Below are 18,236 nucleotides of genomic sequence, written 5' to 3' on the forward strand. Positions count from 1 at the left end.
GGCGTCAGTGGATCACGCCGCTTTCGGTCAAATGCATCGTGGCGAAATGGGCATGCGAATCCGCAAGCGCCAAGGTCAGTGGCCCTTTCGTATCGGCCCACCCCCGTCCGACTTCGCAAAGATCGTATTCGAAACCGTGAGGCAGATTGATGCGTGCCTGGTGAGCCATGCCGGTCACCGGATTGAGGATCGGCTCACCGCGCGCGACAAGCCAGCCCGGCACCTCCAGCCGCGCCGTTCGGGCGCCGATATCGACCTCGAAATCGATGTCGGCAAAGACCGGATCGTGCATGGTCTCGAAGGTGGTCGCGAAGACCTGGAAGAAGGTCGCCCCGGGCTCCGTATCCTCGCCGCTCATGATGCGTAGCAGCGCGCCGCGCTGCTCGCCCGATGCGCGGATATCGACGATCGGCACCACCTGCCCCCTGCCCTCATGGATCGCGCCCGGCCAGGCGGCGATCAGGCCGCCGCGAAGCCCATCGAGCCGCGTGTCGCCGTGATAACCTTCCTCGATCTCGAAGGCGCCAACGGCGCTGCAATGGCCTTGGGTCGGCAGGGCATTGAACTGGCAGGGGCAGCCATAGGCGCAATTGCAATGAATGAACTCACGCCCCTTCATCATCCATCTGACACTCGTCATCGTCTCCTCCTGGGATCTGATCGGTGTTCGTCTCGCGTATTCGCGCAAACGGATGCCTTTTATTAGAGTTGGAAAATATACTCTTCTCCGTCGCCGATGCCAACGGCGGGCAATGCCAGAGACGGCAACACGATGGCGCCGCGGGTCGGCTGGACCCGCGGCGCTTGGATCATCAGGCATTTGCGCCTTTTATCGGCGCCTGTCCTAGAGCGTCGCCATGCCGCCATCGACGATCAGTTCGGCGCCGACGGTGAAGGTGGCTTCGTCGGAGGCGAGGAAGACCACCGCCTTGGCAATCTCGCTCGCGTCGCCAAATCGGCCGAGCGGGATCTGCGCGGCGATCGCATCGACCACCTGCTTGTTCTCTTCGGGCGTCGGGGCGTGGCCGTCATGGAGCGGTGTGCGGATCGGGCCAGGGCTGACGGCATTGACGCGGATGCCGCGACCGATGAGTTCACCCGAAAGCGTGCGGGCCAGCGACAGCAGCCCCGCCTTGGTCAGCGCATAGACGCTGGAGGTCGGCATGCCGATATGGGCGTTGATCGAGGTGTTGAGCACGACCGAAGCGCGTTTCGAGAATACCGGCAGCAGCGCCTGGATCAGGAAATACGGGCCCTTGACGTTGATGGCGACCGAGCGGTCGAAGCTTGCCTCGTCCCACTGCTCGACCGGCTGCAGCTTGGCGATGCCGGCATTGACGAACAGGATGTCGAGCGTGCCGAAGGCGGCGCGGATCTTTTCGGCAACGGCCGCCTGGCCGGCGACATTGCCGGCATCGGCCTCGATGATGAGCGCGGCCTCGCCAAGGACAGCGCGGGCTTCCGCGATGTTCTTCGGGTTGGTGCCGGTGACGGCAACACGTGCGCCTTCGGCAATGAACTGGCGGGCGGTTTCGAGACCGATGCCGCTGGTGCCGCCGGTGATGAGCGCCGTCTTGTTCTCCAAACGTGACATGATGAAATCCTCTTGCTGGGTTGATGAGGAGGCCGGTTCGATTGGCCGTCCTTCGATGCCCACAGATATGGCGGAAAACGGTCGTTCGGATTAGTCTTCCAATTGTGGAACTCGAATTCGGAAAAACCGAACGATGATGAAGATCGAAGGGATAGCTGCCTTTGTCGCCGTGGCCGAAGCCGGCTCGATCAGCGAGGCGGCACGTCGCCTGCGGCTGTCGAAATCCGTCGTCAGCGAGAGAGTGGCAGAACTGGAACGCGGGCTCAACGCCACACTTCTCCACCGCACCACACGCAAGCTGACGCTCACGGAGGATGGCATCGCCTTTCGCGAGCGCGCCATCCGGATCGTCGGCGAAATGCAGGCCGCCGCCGACGATCTTGCCGAACGCCGCGGGTTGCTGACGGGACCGCTTCGGATCGCAGCCCCCGTCAGCTTCGGCAGACGGCATCTCGGCCCGGCGCTCTATCCCTTCCTGACCCAACACCCGGAGATCGAGCTGACGCTCGACCTGGACGACCGTCGGGTCGATGCCGCCTCCGAAGGCTACGATGCGATCGTGCGCCATGGCGTGATCGCCGATTCGCGGCTGGTCGTGTGGAAGCTTGCCAGAAGCCGGCGCCTGCTGGTCGCCGCGCCCGACTATCTCCACCGGCACGGTACACCGGCGTCGCTTGCCGAACTCGAAGGCCATCGCGGCATCTTCTACACCAACCGGGGTGCTGCCGATTGGCGCTTCGAAGGGCCTGGCGGCGCGACGGTTGTACGGGCCCGCCTGGCGCTCGGCATGAACAACGGCGACATGCTGCACGACGCCGCCGTCGCCGGGCTCGGCATCGCGCTTTTGCCCGCCTTCATCGCCGGTCCGGCCGTGCGGGAAGGGCTATTGAACGAGATCGACGTAGGGCTCAGTCCAGAGCCGGAGTTCATCTACATGGCGCATCCGGAGGGCCGGCGCGCCTCCACCAAGCTCAGAGCCATCGCCCAGCACCTCAAGGAAGCCTTCGGCGATCCACCCTATTGGGATCCGTGACGGCTGCTGCAATGCCGGCACAATCGTTGCGGGCGACGGTATCGCGCCGATCGCCGATCAAGTCTTGACCAAGGCTTGACCGAAACCGGCTGGCATCATCAGCGCATCCCCTGACAACCGAAAACTGGATTCCTATCTCTCATGCGGAACCGCTTTCTGAACTGGATCGTCCTTATGGCGCTTGGCACCAACGCTCACGCAAGTCCGCTTCCCCCGCCCACCGACGCAGAAATTCAGGAGACCCTGGCCGACCGGATCGACAAGCAGCAGCAGTCGGTCGGCATCGTCGTCGGCATCATCGATGCCAATGGCCGGCGCGTCATCGCGCATGGCCATCCGACCAAAGGCGATCCGCGCGCTGTCGACGGGCAGACGGTGTTCGAGATCGGCTCGATCACCAAGGTCTTTACCGCGCTGCTGCTGGCCGATGCGATGGAGAAAGGCACGCTCAGCTTCGGCACACCTGTGGCCACGCTTCTGCCCGAGCGCGTGATCATGCCGGAGGACAAGCAGACCCCGATCACGCTCGGCGACCTCGCAACGCACATGTCCGGCCTGCCGCGGCTGCCCAGCAATCTGGTGCCGGCCGACATGAGCAATCCCTATGCCGGCTACGACGCGGCGAAGCTCTATGCCTTCCTCTCCAGCCACAAGCCGCAGCGCCGCCCCGGCGTCGAGCATGAATATTCCAACCTTGGCGCCGGGCTTCTCGGCCATGCGATCGCGCTGAAGTCCGGGCTCTCCTATGAAGACCTCATCGTCAGCCGCATCGCCCTTCCCCTCGGCATGAAGGATACGGCCATCACGTCGCGACCCGCCTGGGCCGAACGCCGGGCAACGGGCCACGATGCGGCCATGGAGCCGGTCAGCGACTGGGATCTCGACGTTCTGCAGGGCGCAGGCGCCCTCCGCTCGACCGTGGACGATCTCCTGCTTTTCCTCGAGGCGGCCATGGGAAAGACGGCATCGCCGCTCGCTCCCGCCTTCACCACGCTGCTGGCGACCCGCCAGCCGATCGGCAACGGCGATCAGCAGGCGCTCGGCTGGGTCGTCTCGGGCAAGGGCGACGAGCAGTTCATCTGGCACAACGGCGGCACCGGCGGTTACCGATCCTTCGTCGGCTACCGTCCGTCGACGGGTGTCGGCGTGGTCGCTCTGTCGAATGCGTCGACCGACGTCGGCGTCGACGACATCGGCCGCCATCTGCTCAATCGCAACGCGCCGCTCGCGCCGCCAATCGTCAAACGCACGGCCATAGCGATCGATCCGGCGCGCTATGATGCCTATATCGGCACCTACAGGCTGGCGCCGGATTTCGAACTTACGATCTTTCGGTATGGTGAAAGCCTTTTTGCCCAGGCGACCGGGCAGGATCGGCTCGAAATCCTTCCGGAGGCCCATCACCGCTTCTTTACGAAGCTCATCGATGCCCAGATCAGCTTCACGCTCAAGGGCGACCGTGCCGAAAGCCTGACCTTGCACCAGGGCGGGCAGAACAGCCTCGCGCCTCGGGTCTCGAAATGATGGGTGCCTCCCGCCTCATAAGCAGGCGGGAGGCGATTTCCGCATCGATCAGAACAAGAGGTCGATGGTGAAGTAGGCGAGCGCCGAAATCGCCGCCGCCGCCGGCATGGTGATGAACCAGGCAATCACGATGTTGCCGGCAAGCCCCCAGCGGACCGCCGAGACCCGGCGGGCCGCGCCGACGCCGATGATCGCGCCGGTGATGGTGTGCGTGGTCGAGACCGGGATGCCGAGCCAGGTGGCGGCAAAGAGCGTGATTGCCCCGCCGGTCTCGGCGCAGAAGCCCTGCATCGGATTGAGCTTGGTGATCTTCGAGCCCATCGTGTGGACGATGCGCCAGCCGCCGAACAGCGTGCCGAGCGCGATCGCCGCCTGGCAGGTGATCACCACCCAGAAGGGCACGTAGAATTCCGAACCGAGATAGCCCTGCGAGAACAGGAGCACGGCAATGATGCCCATGGTCTTCTGCGCGTCGTTGCCGCCGTGGCCGAGCGAATAGAGCGAGGCCGAGATGAACTGCATCACGCGGAACGTGCGGTCGACGGCAAAGGGCGTCTGCCGAACGAAGATCCAGGAGACGATCAGCACCAGGAGCAGCGCCAGGAAGAAGCCGATCGCAGGCGACATGAAGATGGCACCGACGGTCTTCAAAAGGCCGGTCCAGACGATCGAACTGAACCCGGTGCTGGCAAGACCGGCGCCGACGAGGCCGCCGATCAGCGCGTGCGACGAGCTCGACGGGATGCCGAACAGCCAGGTGACGATGTTCCAGACGATCGCGCCGATCAGCGCCGAGAAGATCACCAGCGGCGTGACGATGCCGGGATCGATGATGCCCTTGCCGAGCGTTTCGGCCACGTGCAGGCCGAAGAACAGGAACGCGATGAAGTTGAAGAAGGCCGCCCACATGACCGCATATTGCGGCCGGAGCACCCGTGTCGAGACGATCGTCGCGATCGAGTTGGCGGCGTCGTGCAGACCGTTCAGGAAGTCGAAGAACAGCGCGATGCCGATCAGCCCGACGAGCAACGGAAAGGCGAGCGTCGCATCCATCAGACGTTCTCGATCACGATGCCGCTGATTTCATTGGCGACGTCCTCGAAGCGGTCGACCACCTTTTCGAGCTCGCCATAGATCTCGCTGCCGATGATGTAGGCCATCGGGTTGCTGGCGCCGTGGCGGCGGAACAGGTCCTTAAGGCCCTGTTCGTGCAGTTCGTCGGAACGGCCCTCGATGCGGGTGACCTCTTCGGCGATCGCGATCAGGCGGTCGTGATTGGCGCCGATCCTATCGAGCAGCGGAATGGCCTCGGCGATCAGGTGCGCGGCCTTGACGACCGTGGTGCCCATTTCGCGCATGCCGGGATCGAAGCTCTTCTGTTCGTAAAGGCGGATCGTCTTGACGGTCTTGTGCATCATGTCGATGGCATCATCCATCGACTGGATCAGATCCTTGATGTCGCCGCGGTCGAAGGGCGTGATAAAGGACCGGCGCACGGCCAGCAGTACCTCGGCGGTGATGTGGTCCGCCTCATCCTCGAGCGCGACGATCCGGTCGCAGTGTTTTTCCAGATCGTCGCCGCCAGCGAGAACCTTGTCGAGCGCATCGGCAGCACCGACGACGGTGCGCGAATGTTTTGCGAAGAGGTCGAAGAAGCGATCCTCGCGGGGAAGAAGTTTGCGGAACCAGGCCAGCATCACACGTATATCCATCTGTGGATTGTCATGCGGCTGTCATATTTCACTAGGTCCTTTATGAAAAGCACCGAATCAAAGGGGTTTGTCGCCTTTCCCCTGTCGATATCGGCCTATCTTGCACGATATGGCGACGCGCCCCATTTCGCCTTGCCTTGGCAGGCGCTTTCGTCCTAGCTGCGCCCAACGTCGAATCCGGACTGCCGATGCCAAACAAGGTCTTTCTCAACCGCCTGAAGCTTACGGAGTTCCGCAACTATGCGGCCCTCTCGCTTGAGCTCGATCAGCGCCATGTGGTGCTGACGGGGGAGAACGGCGCCGGCAAGACCAACCTCATGGAAGCCGTCTCTTTCCTTTCGCCCGGACGCGGCCTCAGGCGCGCAGCCTATGCGGACGTGACCCGGGTCGGTGCCGGCGACGGGTTCTCGGTCTTTGCGGAAGTCGAGGGCATGGAGGGAACCGTCGAGATCGGCACCGGGACTGCCGGCGTCACGGAAGGGCAATCCCGGCGGCTGCGGCTGAATGGAACACCGGCAGCGACCGTCGACGAATTGACCGACCACCTGCGCGTTCTCTGGCTGACGCCATCGATGGACGGGCTCTTTACCGGCCCTTCAGCCGACCGGCGACGGTTTCTCGACCGGCTGGTGCTTTCGCTCGATCCGGAACACGGCCGGCGCGCCAGCGAATTCGACCGGGCGATGCGCAGCCGCAACCGGCTGCTCGGCGAGTTCCGTCCGGACCCGGCCTGGCTGACGGCGATCGAGCGCGAAATGGCCGGCCTCGGCGTCTCCATGGCGCTGGCGCGGCAGGAAATGCTTGGCCTGCTGACGGCTCTCGTCGAGCGCACTGTCGACGAGAGCGTCTTTCCGTCGGCCCGCCTGGCGCTATCGGGCTTTCTCGACGACGAAGGCCATCGTCCGGCCTATGATCTGGAAGAACAATATCTGACGATGCTGCGCGACGGGCGTGCGCGCGATGCGGCGGCCGGCCGCACGCTCGACGGGCCGCACCGCAGCGACCTGCTCGTGCGTCACCGGGAGAAAGACATGGAGGCGGCGCGCTGCTCCACCGGAGAGCAGAAGGCGCTGCTCGTCGGGCTGGTGCTGGCGCATGCGCGCCTCGTCGGCGACATGACCGGCCACGCGCCAGTGCTGCTCCTTGACGAGATCGCCGCCCATCTCGACGTCAACCGGCGCGCCGCGCTGTTCGATCTCGTCGATGGGCTTGGTGGTCAGGCCTTCATGACCGGGACGGACCAATCGATGTTCGAAGCGCTGGGAGAGCGCGGCCGTTTCCTGACCGTTTCGCACGGCAGCGTTACGGGATAAGCAGAAGTCAGCGAGGAGGATTGCCATGACCGGTGAGAACAAGCTCGACCAATCGGAGATCACCCGCTACGCCCGCCATATCGTGTTGCCGGAAATCGGCGGCGCCGGGCAACAACGACTGAAGGCAGCCCGTGTGCTGGTGATCGGGGCCGGCGGCCTCGGCGCTCCGGTGCTCGTCTATCTTGCCGCCGCCGGCATCGGTCGGATCGGCATCGTCGACGACGATACGGTCGCGCTTTCCAACCTGCAGCGGCAGATCATCCACCGCACCGAAGACATCGACCGTGCCAAGGTCGAGCGGGCCGCCGAAGCGATCACCTCGCTCAACCCGCATGTCTGCGTCGACGAACACAGGCTGCGCCTCAACGCCGACAATGCCGAAGCGCTTTTCCGGCAGTACGATCTGGTCATCGACGGCTCGGACAATTTTGATACCCGCTACCTCGCCGCCGATACGGCGGCAGCAGTCGGCATTCCGCTGGTGACCGGCGCCGTCGGCCGCTTCGACGGCTCGCTGACGGTGCTTATGCCCTATAGCGCCGGCCCCGATGGACGGCCGAACCCCTCCTACCGAGATCTCTTTCCAGAACCGCCACCGGCCGGCGTCGTGCCCTCCTGCGCGGAGGCCGGCATCGTCGGCGCGCTGACTGGCGTCATCGGCACGCTGCAGGCCATGGAGGCGATCAAGGTGATTGCCGGTTTCGGAGAACCGCTGGTCGGGCGGCTGTTGATGTATGACGCCTTGACGGCACAGTTCAACACCATCCGTTACCGCAAGAGAGCATAGGCGATGGTGCAGATCTTTCGTATCGACGAAGCATTCGACCGGCACGAGGAACTGCTGGCGCTGATCCTTGGCGCCTTCTCCTACATGGATGGGCGGATCGACCCACCCTCGTCGGCGCATGCTTTGAACATCGAATCGCTGCGCAACAAGATTGCCGACGAGATCGCCTTCGGCGTCAGCGATGGCGAGCGGCTGGTCGGCTGCATCTTCTGCAAACCGGAGGACGACTGCCTATATATCGGCAAGCTTGCCGTCGCGCCTGAGACGCAAGGAAAGGGCATCGGCCGAATGCTGCTCGCTGAAGCCGAAGCGACGGCGCGTGCGCTGAAACTTCCGGCGCTGAGACTCCTCACCCGCGTCGAACTCGCCGACAACCACCGCGCTTTTGCCGCCTGGGGCTTTGTTCAGAGCGACACGATGTGTCATCCCGGTTTCACCCGGCCGACGGCGATCGAGATGCGCAAGACGCTTTAGTTTTCGAACGTCAGCGAAGCAGCTGGCGACCGCACGATAGGATCGTGCGGCGTTTCGCTATCAGTCGCGGCCCGGCAGAACCCGGTCCGGCGGGCGGTGGCCGTCAAAGAAGGTGCGGATGTTGATCACCACCTTCTCGCCCATGTCGATGCGGCCTTCGAGCGTGGCCGAACTCATATGCGGCAGGAGCACGACCTTGCCTTCGCCGGCAAGTTTGATCAGCTTCGGATTGACCGCTGGCTCGTTCTCGAAGACGTCGAGGCCGGCGCCGGCGATCTTGCCTTCACGCAGGCACTTGATCAGCGCCGTCTCGTCGATAATGCCGCCGCGGGCGGTGTTGACGATGTAGCTGTCCGGCCGCATCAGGGCGAGCCGGCGGGCCGAAAGCAGATGATAGGTCGCCGGCGTCGACGGGCAGTTGACCGAAACGATGTCGACGCGGGCGAGCATCTGGTCGAGGCTATCCCAATAGGTCGCCTCCAGCATCTCCTCGGTTTCGGCCTTCACCCGGTGACGGTTGTGGTAGTGGATCGAGAGGCCGAAGGCCTTGGCGCGGCGGGCCACAGCCGTCCCGATCCGGCCCATGCCGACGATGCCGATGCGCTTGCCGGCAATGCGGCGGCCGAGCATCCATGTCGGCGACCAGCCGGCCCAATCGCCCTTGCGGTCGGTCAGGATCTGCGCACCCTCGGCAAGCCGGCGCGGCACCGCGAGGATAAGCGCCATCGCCATGTCGGCAGTGTCTTCCGTCAGCACGTTGGGCGTGTTGGTGACGGTGATGCCTTTGCGGGCGGCGGCATCGACATCGATGTTGTCGACGCCGTTGGAAAAGCTTGCGATCAGTTTCAGCTGCGGGCCGGCCTGCTCGATCAACGCCGCGTCGATGCGATCGGTCACCGTCGGCACCAGCACGTCGGCGCGCTTGACCGCGGCCACAAGCTCCGGCTGGCTGCGCGGCGTATCGTCGATGTTCAGCTCCGCATCGAAGAGCTCGCGCATGCGCGTCTCGACGATGTCTGGCAATTTGCGGGTGATGTAGACCGTGGGCTTCTTCTTGCTTGTCATTGCTGCGACGGGCCTTGTTGACGGGTCCTTAACCAAGTTGGGCGATACTTTCTCCCTGTAGCCGCAATTTCTACCAGACCCCACCGGGAAGACAAACAAAACTCGCGTCGTCGTCCCCGCGATTTCCGCCCGACCCATGGGCCTCAAGTGAACTGCGCCTGCAAAAGCTAGTGCCACGGAAAATGGGCTTCGTCATGCGTCACGTCATTTCCAGATTCTCGCTCTCGTTGATCGCCGCCTGCCTCGGCGCCGCGATCATGACGTCGGCGGCTTACGCTCAGGGCGCCAGCGGGCTGCCGCTGCCGCGCTTCGTCAGCCTGAAATCCAAGAGCGTCAATCTCAGGATCGGCCCGAGCGTCGATTACGCGGTCGCCTTCCGCTACATGAAGCCGGGCGTGCCGGTCGAGATCATCCAGGAATACGATAACTGGCGCCGCATCCGCGACGCCGACGGCACCGAAGGCTGGGTGAACCAGGCGCTGCTCTCCGGCGACCGCACAGCCGTCGCAGCCCCCTGGATGCGCGGCAAGGGCGAAGGCGTCTTCGTCAACATGCGCCGCGACGCGCAGGGCAATTCCCCGATCGTCGCCCGCATGGAGCCCGGTGTCATCGTGAAAGTCGGCGAGTGCAATGGCGACTGGTGCCATGCCGAAGCGCAAGGCGTCGAAGGCTGGATCGCCCAGGGCGAAATCTGGGGCGCCTATCCGGGCGAGGCCTTCAAGTAAGGCCGCGCCCGTCTTTAACCAAAAATCAATTCGGTCGGATCAGGCGAGACCGGCCTGCTTGGCGGCCGTTTCCAGCGAGACCATCGGCCGCGGCCCGATCTGGCCGATAACAATGCCGGCCGCAAGATTGCCGAGCTTGCTGCAGTCTTCCAGCGAACGCCCCGTCGTGTAGCCATGCAGGAATCCCGCGGCATAGAGGTCGCCAGCACCTGTCGTGTCGACCACCTGGGCGATCGGCGTTGCGCCGACACGAACCCGTTCCTCTCCACGCACGACCACCGAACCTTCTTCGCTGAGCGTCACGGCGGCGAGCTTGCAATCCTTCGACAGCTTCTCCAGCGCCAGATCGAAATCCTCGGTCTCGTAAAGTGCCAGCGCTTCCTGCTTGTTGGCAAAGACGATATCGACCGTGCCGGAACGCATGAGGTCCAGGAACTCGTCGCGATAGCGGTGAACGCAGAAGCTGTCCGACAGCGTGATCGCGGTCTCGCGGCCGTTTGCGTGGGCGATCCGCGCGGTCTCGCGAATGGCGTCCTTGGCGCGCGGCGGATCCCAGAGATACCCTTCGAAATAGGTAACCTTGGATTGGGCGACGACCTCGGGCTCCACGTCCTCGGGGCCGAGTTCGACGCAGGCGCCGAGATAGGTGTTCATCGAGCGCTCACCGTCCTCGGTGACGAAGATCATCGAGCGCGCGGTCGGCGGCGTGTTCTCCAGCGGCTTGGTCTCGAAATAGACGCCCTGCGCGCGAATGTCGTGGGCGAAGATCTCGCCGAGCTGGTCGCTCGCGATCTTGCCGAAATAGGCGGCGCGACCGCCGAGGCTGGCAACGCCCGCTGCCGTATTGCCGGCACTGCCGCCGGAGGCTTCGACCGCCGGGCCCATGCGCGAGTACAACAACTCGGCTCTTTCGGCGTCGATGAGGTTCATCGCGCCCTTTATGATGCCGTTTTCATTGAGAAAGGCATCGTCGCAGCGCGCGATGATATCAACGATGGCGTTGCCGATCGTCAGCACGTCGTATTTTGTCATGAACCTCGTCCGGTCTCCGTGATGGCCGGTGTTCGTTAATACCGGTTTTCCGGCCATTTGGAAGACAAAAGACGCGTGCGGGCGGCTTCACGCCGTAGGAAGCGCGCTTTCGTCATAGGCGGCGGCGAATTCGGCACTCGGGGGAATGGGCTTGATGATGTCGATCAGCACGCCATTCGGATCGGCCGTAATGAAATGACGCTGGCCGAAATCCTCGTCGCGCAAGGTCTTCAGGACCGGCAGGCCGGAGGCAAGCGCTTGCGCATAGATGCGATCGGGATCCTCGACCTCGAAGTTGAGGAGAAGACCGCGGGTGGGCGCGCGCGCCTCTTCGGGGATCGTCTCGTGGCGGTAGTCGAGCACGGCAAGCGTCACATGTTCGTCCTCGATCGATTGCAGATGCACATACCAGTCGCTGGTGAAGAGCGCCTGGAAACGGAAGTGATCGATGTAGAAAGCGGCAGTGGCGGCAACGTCAGCCGTCATGATGACCGGGTAATAGCTCGTCGATTTCATGGCTTTTCCTCGCTCCTGCAATATCATACAATCTGTATGTTTCTTTAATTAACATACAGGCTGCATGTATGCAACAAGACATTTCCCGCCGCTCCAACCGCGAGCGATCCGACACGACTCGTGCCGCGATCCTCGATGCTGCCCGCGGCCTCTTCGTTACCAGGGGCTATGCCGACACCTCGACGCCGGACATCGTCGCAACCGCCGGCCTCACCCGCGGCGCGCTCTATCACCACTTCGAGGACAAGAAGGCGCTGTTTCGCGCGGTGGCGGAGCGGGAAGCAATTTCGGTGGCGACGTCGATCGAACAAGCGACATCACGCGACCTCTCAGCCCGAGAGGCACTGAAGGTCGGCGCCCGCGCCTATTTCGACGCCATGCGCGAGCCGGGGCGTATCCGCCTGCTCCTGCTCGATGGGCCGGCCGTCCTCGGCAAGCGGGAAATGATGGCGATCGACGCGGCCAACGCGCAAAGAACGCTCGAGGAAGGGATCGCCGAGGCAATGGCTCCGGAAACCGTTTCGGCCGACAGACTGTCGGCCATGGCCTCACTGCTTTCGGCTGCCTTCGATCGTGCGGCGCTCGACATTGCCGATGGCGCGTCGAGCGAGGTCTACGTGGAAACGATCGGCACGCTGATCGACCGGATGGTTTCGGCCTGACGGCTCAACCAGCAGCCGAGATCATCTGCGGCGGCAGTTCGACCAGCGGCGCCGGGATATCGCAGGTCTTTTCCGGCGACTTGCAGAGATCGGCGATGACGCAGCGCTCGCATTCGGGCTTGCGCGCCTTGCAGCAGTAGCGCCCGTGCAAGATCAGCCAGTGGTGAGCGTGGTAGAGATACTCGTCGGGGATGATCCTGATCAGCTTGTCTTCGACCTCGTCCGGGGTCTTGCCCGGCGCCAGACAGATCCTGTTGGCGATGCGCAGGATGTGGGTGTCGACGGCGATCGTCGACTGGCCGAAGGCCATGGAAAGCACGACATTGGCGGTCTTGCGACCGACGCCCGGCAGCGTCACCAGTTCCTCCCGCGTGCGCGGCACCTCGCCGCCGAAATCCCGGATGAGCTTCTCACTCAGCGCGATGACGTTCTTTGCCTTGTTGCGAAAAAGTCCGATCGTCTTGATGTAGTCCCGAACCTTCTCCTCGCCGAGCGCCAGCATTTTTTCCGGCGTATCGGCGATGGCAAAGAGCGCGCGCGTCGCCTTGTTGACGCCGGCATCGGTCGCCTGCGCCGAGAGCGCCACGGCGACGACCAGCGTGAAGGGATTGACATGCTCGAGCTCGCCCTTCGGCTCCGGCCGCTGGATCGAGAAGCGCCGGAAGATCTCCTTGAGCTCGTCCTGGCTATAGAGGCTCTTCACCCGCGGCATGGCGCGACGACCGGCTGCAGGCTTTGGTTTGGCGGCGCGAACAGGCAATTTCGGCTTCACGTTTTTCATGATGCATCTATAGTCAAAGGTCATGATCAATGGCAACGCCACCACCCCATCCGAGGACGCTCCGGTCTTCACCGCCGAGCTCAAGCCCTATCGTTCGCTCGGGCGCCGCGGCTTCAAGATGTTCTTCCTGATCGCCGGGCTCCTGAGCCTCGTTCACGGTATCGTCTTCCTCATCATCGGCGCCTGGCCGGTGGTGTTCTTTTTCGGGCTCGACTACCTGCTGCTGTTCGGCGCCTTCTGGCTGAACAACCGCTCGGGGCTCAGCCGCGAAGAGGTCAGCGTCAGCAGGACGGACGTTTCAGTGCGCAAGTTCACGCCCTCGGGCCAGATCAGCGAACATCGCTTCAATCCGTTCTGGGCACGCTTGAATGTCGCCCGGCATCAGGAAATCGGCATCGTCTCGATGACGATCAGCGGCGGTGGCCGCCGAACCGATATCGGCTCGTTCCTCAACCGCGACGATCGCGAGACCTTTGCGCTGGCGCTCTCGGGGGCGCTTGCGACCGTGCGCCGCCGCTGACGCCCGGCGCTTACAATCGCGGCACCGGGCGATCGCATGTTTTCAAGTTTCGGGTGGTTGACGGGGCCAGCAAATGGTTACCTGTGGCAAGACAGGAGAAGAGCCATGAACATTGCGACATCCGTACCCACCGACATCACGCCGAAGGGCACCGACTACGATACGGTCAGCCGCGTGATCGAAATGCTCACTGAGGACTATCGCGACCAGCCGTCGCTCGAATCCGTGGCGCAGCGCCTGAAGCAGTCGCCGACCCAGCTCCAGAAGGTCTTCACCCGCTGGGCGGGCCTGTCGCCGAAGGCCTTCCTGCAGGCCGTGACCCTCGACCATGCCAAGCGCCTGCTGCGCCAGGAAGACATGCCGCTGCTCGAAACCAGCATCGAAGTGGGCCTGTCAGGACCAAGCCGGCTGCACGACCTGTTCGTCACCCACGAGGCGATGTCGCCAGGCGAATGGAAGGCCCGCGGCGAGGGTCTGACGATCCGCTACGGCTACCACCCCTCGCCCTTCGGCACGGCGCTGGTGATGATCACCGAGCGCGGCCTCGCAGGACTTGCCTTCAACGATATGGGCGGCGAGCAGGCGAGCTTCGAGGACATGGCGCAACGCTGGCCGAACGCCCGCTACATCGAGGACAGCGCGGCGACGGCCCAATATGCCGCGCGCATCTTCGATCCGTCGCGCTGGCGACAGGACGAGCCGCTGCGCATCTTCCTCATCGGCTCCGACTTCCAGATCCGGGTCTGGCAGGCACTGCTGAAGATCCCTCTCGGCTGCGCCACCACCTATTCGAACATCGCCGGGAACATCGGCCAGCCGACGGCATCGCGCGCGGTCGGTGCTGCTGTCGGCCGCAACCCGATTTCCTTCGTCGTCCCCTGCCATCGCGCGCTCGGCAAGAGTGGGGACCTCACCGGCTATCACTGGGGCCTGACGCGCAAACGCGCCATCCTCGGCTGGGAAGCCGGCAAGGCGGCTGACGGCACGATCTGATCGCCAGGTTTGCCGGCATTATCGGAGACACAAAAAAGGGGCGCCAGCGCCCCTTTTTCATTTCCTGGCCATCAGCGATCAGTGGGCGCCGGACATGTCGCCGAGCACTTCCTTGGAAGCGACGGTCGAATTGGCGTTGAGCTTGTAGACCATCGGCACGCCGGTCGCGAGGTTGAGCTTCAGGATCTCTTCCTTCGACAGGCGATCGAGCACCATGACCAGCGAACGCAGCGAGTTGCCGTGGGCGGCGACCAGCACCTTCTGGCCGGAGAGCACGCGCGGCAGGATCTCGGTCAGGTAATAGGGCCAGACGCGGGCGCCGGTGTCACGCAGGCTCTCGCCGCCCGGAGGCGGGATGTCGTAGGAGCGGCGCCAGATATGCACCTGCTCTTCACCCCACTTCTCGCGGGCGTCATCCTTGTTGAGGCCCGAGAGGTCGCCATAGTCGCGTTCGTTCAGCGCCTGGTCGCGGATCGTCTCGAGCGAGGACTGGCCGACGGCGTCGAGCACGAACTGGCACGTGCGCTGGGCACGGACGAGATCCGAGGTGAAGGCGATATCGAACTTGATGCCGTAGTCGGCAAGCGCCTTGCCGCCGGCCTTGGCTTCCTCGACGCCGAGTTCCGTCAGATCCGGATCACGCCAGCCGGTGAACAGGTTCTTCAGGTTCCAGTCGCTCTGGCCATGCCGGACGAGGACGAGAGTACCGCTCATGTCGAATTCCCCTTGAGACTTGAGAGTGGAAAGGTCAGTTGAGCCCGAGAACGTCGAGCATAGAATAGAAACCGGGCTTCTGGCTGCGAGCCCAGAGTGCGGCGGTGACGGCACCGCGCGCGAAGATCGAACGGTCCGTGGCGCTGTGCGACAGGGTCACCTGCTCACCTTCGCCGGCGAGAATCACCGAGTGCTCGCCGATGACGGAGCCGCCGCGCAGGGTGGCAAATCCGATGGTGCCGACCGGGCGCGGGCCTGTATGACCGTCACGCACGCGCACCGAATGGTCGGCAAGAGCGATATCGCGCCCCTTCGCCGCCGCAGCACCGAGAAGCAGGGCCGTGCCCGAGGGCGCATCGACCTTGTGCTTGTGGTGCATTTCGAGGATTTCGATGTCCCAGTCGGCCGGACCGAGCGCACGCGCCGCCTTCTCCGTCAGAACGCCGAGCAGATTGACCCCGAGGCTCATATTGCCCGACTTGACGATGCGGGCGTGGCGGGCGGCGGCGCGGATCTTCGCCTCGTCGTCGGACGAGCAGCCGGTGGTGCCGATCACATGGACGATGCGGGCCTGGGCCGCGAGACCGGCAAACTCGACGGTGCTCGCCGGTGCGGTGAAATCAAGGACGCCTTCGGCTTCGACGAAGGCTTCGAGCGGCTGGTCGCTCACCGGCACGCCGATCGGACCAAGCCCGGAGAGTTCGCCCGCATCGCGGCCGATGAAGGGAGAACCCGTGCGCTGGACGGCCGCATGCAGGCGCACGCCGTCCATCGCATGAACCGTCCTGATCAGCGTCTGGCCCATACGGCCTGCCGCACCCACCACCACGAGCTTCATATCGTTCGCGCCCATCGGTGAGTTCCTTCTTGTCCGCTAGTGGATTTGGGCGCCGGCCGGCGCTTCGGGCGTTTCGCCATCCGGAGACTGCTCCTCCGAATTCTGGCCCTGGAGATTGTGGAGCCGAGCGTAGAGACCGTCCGGCCGCCGTGCAAGATCCGCATGGGTGCCTTCCTCGACGACGCAACCATCCTTCATGACGATGATCTTGTCGGCGTTGACGACGGTCGAGAGGCGATGCGCGATGACGATCACCGTGCGGCCATCCATGGCGTGGTCGAGCGCCTTCTGCACCGCGGCTTCCGATTCGGTGTCGAGCGCAGAAGTGGCCTCGTCGAGCAGCAGGATCGGCGCGTTGCGCACGAGCGCGCGCGCAATCGACAGGCGCTGGCGCTGGCCGCCCGAGAGCGTCATGCCATTTTCGCCAACCGGCGTGTCGTAGCCCTGCGGCTGCGCCAGGATGAAATCATGGGCGTAGGCAAGCCGTGCGGCTTCCTCCACCTCGGCATCCGTCGCGTCGATGCGGCCGTAGCGGATGTTGTCGCGGATCGAGCCTTCGAAGAGATAGGGCTGCTGCGACACATAGGCGATGCCCTTGCGCAGCGACAGTTTGGTGACGTCGGCGATATCCTGACCATCGACCAGGATCTGGCCGGACGCCGGATCGTAGAACCGCGGAATGAGGCTGATGACGGTCGATTTTCCGGCCCCTGACGGACCGACAAGCGCCGTCGTCTTGCCGCCCTCAGCCATGAAGCTCACGCCCCGCAGCACGTCGTCGCCATTCGGATATTTGAAGCGCACGTCGCGCAGCTCGACGGTCGCATTGGTAAACGTCAGTTCCTTGGCATCGGGCTTGTCGCGCTGGTGCGGCACGGTATCGAGGATCTCGTAGACCATGCGGGCGTTGACGGCGGCACGCTCGAGCGAGACCTGAAGCCGCGCCAGGCGGCGGGCCGGGTCATAGGCCATCAGCAAAGCGACGACGAAAGCGAAGAAGGCGCCGGGCGGTACGTCGGCATAGATGGCGCGGAACGCCGAATAGGCAAGCACCGCCGAGATCGCCAGGCCGGCGAAGGTTTCGGTCATCGGCGCCGTGCGCTCGCTCAACCGGGCAATGCGGTTGGCGCGGTTTTCGGCGCGATCGACAATCGCCTCGACCTTGCCGCGAAGCTCGCTCTCCATCGTAAAGGCCTTGACGATGGTGATGCCCTGAATGGTTTCCTGCATCGCGCCGAGAACGCGGCTGTTGACTTCGATCGCCTCCCGGGTGGCCGAACGCAGGCGCTTGGACACATAGCGCAGGCCCAAAAGCAGCGGAGGTGCGGCGACGAAGACGATGATCGACAGCAGCCAGTCCTTGGCAAACATGACGCCGACCAGACCGATCAGCGTCAGCAGGTCGCGCGCGATCGAGGTAACGGTCAGATTGAGCACGTCGCGAATGCCGCTGACGTTCTGGCTGATCTGGGCGGCGAGTTGCGCCGAACGGGTCTCGTTGAAATAGCCGACGCTGAGCGCCATCAGATGGGCGTAAAGACGGCGCTGATAGCGCGCGACGATGTTGTTGCCGATCTTCGAAAGCGCGACGGCCTGGCCGTAAGTGGCAAAGCCGCGCAGCACGAAGGCGGCGAGGATCGCGCCGCAGACGAGCAGAACGATGTCCGCCCGCTTGTTGGCGAAGGCCTCGTTGATGACGGTTTCCATGATCGAGGCGGTAAAGCCTGTCGTGGCAGCGACCACCGCCAGGCAGCCGATGGCAAAAGCATAGCCGCGAATGTGGTCACGACCGTTTTCCGCAATGACCCGCTTGAGGATCCCGCTGATCGTATCCGAATCGACCGCGTGCTGTTTTTTCTTGCTGACGCTCAAAAAGCCCGTCTTCCCTGGAACCAATCTGGAGGGCCGGCATCCGGCCCGATCTTTCCCGGGGCTCTATAGTGGTTTGATATC

20 protein-coding genes are annotated in these 18,236 nt (G+C 63.9%); 9 read left to right on the forward strand and 11 right to left on the reverse strand.

The window, feature by feature from the left end; all coding sequences use genetic code 11:
* Positions 1–4 precede the first annotated feature (4 nt).
* Together IB267_RS14795 and IB267_RS14800 are read right to left on the reverse strand one after the other, a co-directional pair.
* On the reverse strand, positions 5–640 hold the full coding sequence (locus tag IB267_RS14795; RefSeq protein ID WP_192448231.1) for a DUF1326 domain-containing protein: 636 nt from the start codon (positions 638–640) through the stop codon (positions 5–7).
* A gap of 204 nt (positions 641–844) precedes the next feature.
* Entirely contained in the window at positions 845–1,594 is a 750-nt protein-coding gene (locus IB267_RS14800) for an SDR family oxidoreductase (RefSeq protein ID WP_192448232.1), read from the reverse strand.
* A 133-nt stretch (positions 1,595–1,727) separates the two neighbouring features.
* Here IB267_RS14800 and IB267_RS14805 point away from each other — a divergent pair, with 133 nt between their 5' ends.
* Positions 1,728–2,627, forward strand: coding sequence for a LysR family transcriptional regulator (locus IB267_RS14805; protein ID WP_192448233.1), 900 nt, complete (start codon positions 1,728–1,730; stop codon positions 2,625–2,627).
* 141 nt (positions 2,628–2,768) lie between these two features.
* Positions 2,769–4,151: a serine hydrolase gene (locus IB267_RS14810; protein WP_210335841.1), complete on the forward strand. Its 1,383-nt coding sequence runs from the start codon at positions 2,769–2,771 to the stop codon at positions 4,149–4,151.
* Between the two features lie 48 nt (positions 4,152–4,199).
* Here the strand turns inward: IB267_RS14810 and IB267_RS14815 are convergent, their stop codons facing one another.
* Positions 4,200–5,204, reverse strand: coding sequence for an inorganic phosphate transporter (locus IB267_RS14815; protein ID WP_077962852.1), 1,005 nt, complete (start codon positions 5,202–5,204; stop codon positions 4,200–4,202).
* Positions 5,204–5,848: a DUF47 domain-containing protein gene (locus IB267_RS14820; RefSeq protein ID WP_043622835.1), complete on the reverse strand. Its 645-nt coding sequence runs from the start codon at positions 5,846–5,848 to the stop codon at positions 5,204–5,206. The genes IB267_RS14815 and IB267_RS14820 overlap by 1 nt, the downstream gene beginning before the upstream one ends.
* A gap of 203 nt (positions 5,849–6,051) precedes the next feature.
* Between IB267_RS14820 and recF the strand changes: the two genes are divergently transcribed.
* Genes recF through IB267_RS14835 form a run of 3 tightly spaced genes read left to right on the forward strand, consistent with a single transcriptional unit; the run spans position 6,052 to position 8,437 of the window.
* The gene (gene recF / locus IB267_RS14825) at positions 6,052–7,176 is read left to right on the forward strand and encodes a DNA replication/repair protein RecF (protein ID WP_192448234.1); all 1,125 of its coding nucleotides are present in this window, start codon (positions 6,052–6,054) and stop codon (positions 7,174–7,176) included.
* 25 nt (positions 7,177–7,201) lie between these two features.
* Positions 7,202–7,963: a molybdopterin-synthase adenylyltransferase MoeB gene (locus IB267_RS14830; protein ID WP_192448235.1), complete on the forward strand. Its 762-nt coding sequence runs from the start codon at positions 7,202–7,204 to the stop codon at positions 7,961–7,963.
* Positions 7,964–7,969: 6 nt separating this feature from the next.
* Positions 7,970–8,437, forward strand: a complete 468-nt coding sequence (locus IB267_RS14835; RefSeq protein ID WP_192448338.1) for a GNAT family N-acetyltransferase — start codon at positions 7,970–7,972, stop codon at positions 8,435–8,437.
* A gap of 60 nt (positions 8,438–8,497) precedes the next feature.
* Here the strand turns inward: IB267_RS14835 and IB267_RS14840 are convergent, their stop codons facing one another.
* Positions 8,498–9,502, reverse strand: a complete 1,005-nt coding sequence (locus IB267_RS14840) for a D-glycerate dehydrogenase (RefSeq protein ID WP_192448236.1) — start codon at positions 9,500–9,502, stop codon at positions 8,498–8,500.
* A 182-nt stretch (positions 9,503–9,684) separates the two neighbouring features.
* Here IB267_RS14840 and IB267_RS14845 point away from each other — a divergent pair, with 182 nt between their 5' ends.
* Complete coding sequence (locus IB267_RS14845; protein ID WP_192448339.1) at positions 9,685–10,227, forward strand: SH3 domain-containing protein; 543 nt, start codon at positions 9,685–9,687, stop codon at positions 10,225–10,227.
* Positions 10,228–10,266: 39 nt separating this feature from the next.
* On the opposite strand, the gene IB267_RS14850 is transcribed toward IB267_RS14845, so the two are convergent.
* Positions 10,267–11,259, reverse strand: a complete 993-nt coding sequence (locus IB267_RS14850) for an adenosine kinase (protein WP_192448237.1) — start codon at positions 11,257–11,259, stop codon at positions 10,267–10,269.
* Between the two features lie 87 nt (positions 11,260–11,346).
* On the reverse strand, positions 11,347–11,775 hold the full coding sequence (locus tag IB267_RS14855; RefSeq protein ID WP_192448238.1) for a VOC family protein: 429 nt from the start codon (positions 11,773–11,775) through the stop codon (positions 11,347–11,349).
* Positions 11,776–11,843: 68 nt separating this feature from the next.
* On the opposite strand from IB267_RS14855, the gene IB267_RS14860 reads away from it, so the two are divergent.
* On the forward strand, positions 11,844–12,437 hold the full coding sequence (locus IB267_RS14860) for a TetR/AcrR family transcriptional regulator (RefSeq protein ID WP_192448239.1): 594 nt from the start codon (positions 11,844–11,846) through the stop codon (positions 12,435–12,437).
* A gap of 4 nt (positions 12,438–12,441) precedes the next feature.
* On the opposite strand, the gene nth is transcribed toward IB267_RS14860, so the two are convergent.
* Entirely contained in the window at positions 12,442–13,218 is a 777-nt protein-coding gene (gene nth / locus IB267_RS14865) for an endonuclease III (protein WP_192448240.1), read from the reverse strand.
* A gap of 22 nt (positions 13,219–13,240) precedes the next feature.
* Between nth and IB267_RS14870 the strand changes: the two genes are divergently transcribed.
* Positions 13,241–13,738, forward strand: a complete 498-nt coding sequence (locus tag IB267_RS14870; RefSeq protein ID WP_192448241.1) for a DUF2244 domain-containing protein — start codon at positions 13,241–13,243, stop codon at positions 13,736–13,738.
* A gap of 105 nt (positions 13,739–13,843) precedes the next feature.
* Complete coding sequence (locus IB267_RS14875; RefSeq protein ID WP_192448242.1) at positions 13,844–14,731, forward strand: bifunctional helix-turn-helix domain-containing protein/methylated-DNA--[protein]-cysteine S-methyltransferase; 888 nt, start codon at positions 13,844–13,846, stop codon at positions 14,729–14,731.
* Positions 14,732–14,809: 78 nt separating this feature from the next.
* Here the strand turns inward: IB267_RS14875 and IB267_RS14880 are convergent, their stop codons facing one another.
* Genes IB267_RS14880 through IB267_RS14890 form a run of 3 tightly spaced genes read right to left on the reverse strand, consistent with a single transcriptional unit; the run spans position 14,810 to position 18,155 of the window.
* Positions 14,810–15,445: a 2,3-bisphosphoglycerate-dependent phosphoglycerate mutase gene (locus IB267_RS14880; protein WP_043622730.1), complete on the reverse strand. Its 636-nt coding sequence runs from the start codon at positions 15,443–15,445 to the stop codon at positions 14,810–14,812.
* Between the two features lie 34 nt (positions 15,446–15,479).
* On the reverse strand, positions 15,480–16,298 hold the full coding sequence (dapB, locus tag IB267_RS14885) for a 4-hydroxy-tetrahydrodipicolinate reductase (protein WP_192448243.1): 819 nt from the start codon (positions 16,296–16,298) through the stop codon (positions 15,480–15,482).
* 21 nt (positions 16,299–16,319) lie between these two features.
* Complete coding sequence (locus IB267_RS14890; protein ID WP_192448244.1) at positions 16,320–18,155, reverse strand: ABC transporter ATP-binding protein; 1,836 nt, start codon at positions 18,153–18,155, stop codon at positions 16,320–16,322.
* Positions 18,156–18,236: the final 81 nt, after the last annotated feature.

Origin of the sequence: Ensifer sp. ENS09, from assembly GCF_014852425.1 — a bacterium.
Classification (GTDB): Bacteria; Pseudomonadota; Alphaproteobacteria; order Rhizobiales; family Rhizobiaceae; genus Ensifer.

Coding starts and splice junctions, on each gene's coding strand:
- IB267_RS14795 (WP_192448231.1), bottom strand. CDS start 640: ATGACGAGTGTCAGATGGATGATGAAGGGGCGTGAGTTCATTCATTGC.
- IB267_RS14800 (WP_192448232.1), bottom strand. CDS start 1,594: ATGTCACGTTTGGAGAACAAGACGGCGCTCATCACCGGCGGCACCAGC.
- IB267_RS14805 (WP_192448233.1), top strand. CDS start 1,728: ATGATGAAGATCGAAGGGATAGCTGCCTTTGTCGCCGTGGCCGAAGCC.
- IB267_RS14810 (WP_210335841.1), top strand. CDS start 2,769: ATGCGGAACCGCTTTCTGAACTGGATCGTCCTTATGGCGCTTGGCACC.
- IB267_RS14815 (WP_077962852.1), bottom strand. CDS start 5,204: ATGGATGCGACGCTCGCCTTTCCGTTGCTCGTCGGGCTGATCGGCATC.
- IB267_RS14820 (WP_043622835.1), bottom strand. CDS start 5,848: ATGCTGGCCTGGTTCCGCAAACTTCTTCCCCGCGAGGATCGCTTCTTC.
- recF (WP_192448234.1), top strand. CDS start 6,052: ATGCCAAACAAGGTCTTTCTCAACCGCCTGAAGCTTACGGAGTTCCGC.
- IB267_RS14830 (WP_192448235.1), top strand. CDS start 7,202: ATGACCGGTGAGAACAAGCTCGACCAATCGGAGATCACCCGCTACGCC.
- IB267_RS14840 (WP_192448236.1), bottom strand. CDS start 9,502: ATGACAAGCAAGAAGAAGCCCACGGTCTACATCACCCGCAAATTGCCA.
- IB267_RS14845 (WP_192448339.1), top strand. CDS start 9,685: ATGGGCTTCGTCATGCGTCACGTCATTTCCAGATTCTCGCTCTCGTTG.
- IB267_RS14850 (WP_192448237.1), bottom strand. CDS start 11,259: ATGACAAAATACGACGTGCTGACGATCGGCAACGCCATCGTTGATATC.
- IB267_RS14855 (WP_192448238.1), bottom strand. CDS start 11,775: ATGAAATCGACGAGCTATTACCCGGTCATCATGACGGCTGACGTTGCC.
- IB267_RS14860 (WP_192448239.1), top strand. CDS start 11,844: ATGCAACAAGACATTTCCCGCCGCTCCAACCGCGAGCGATCCGACACG.
- nth (WP_192448240.1), bottom strand. CDS start 13,218: ATGAAAAACGTGAAGCCGAAATTGCCTGTTCGCGCCGCCAAACCAAAG.
- IB267_RS14870 (WP_192448241.1), top strand. CDS start 13,241: ATGATCAATGGCAACGCCACCACCCCATCCGAGGACGCTCCGGTCTTC.
- IB267_RS14875 (WP_192448242.1), top strand. CDS start 13,844: ATGAACATTGCGACATCCGTACCCACCGACATCACGCCGAAGGGCACC.
- IB267_RS14880 (WP_043622730.1), bottom strand. CDS start 15,445: ATGAGCGGTACTCTCGTCCTCGTCCGGCATGGCCAGAGCGACTGGAAC.
- dapB (WP_192448243.1), bottom strand. CDS start 16,298: ATGGGCGCGAACGATATGAAGCTCGTGGTGGTGGGTGCGGCAGGCCGT.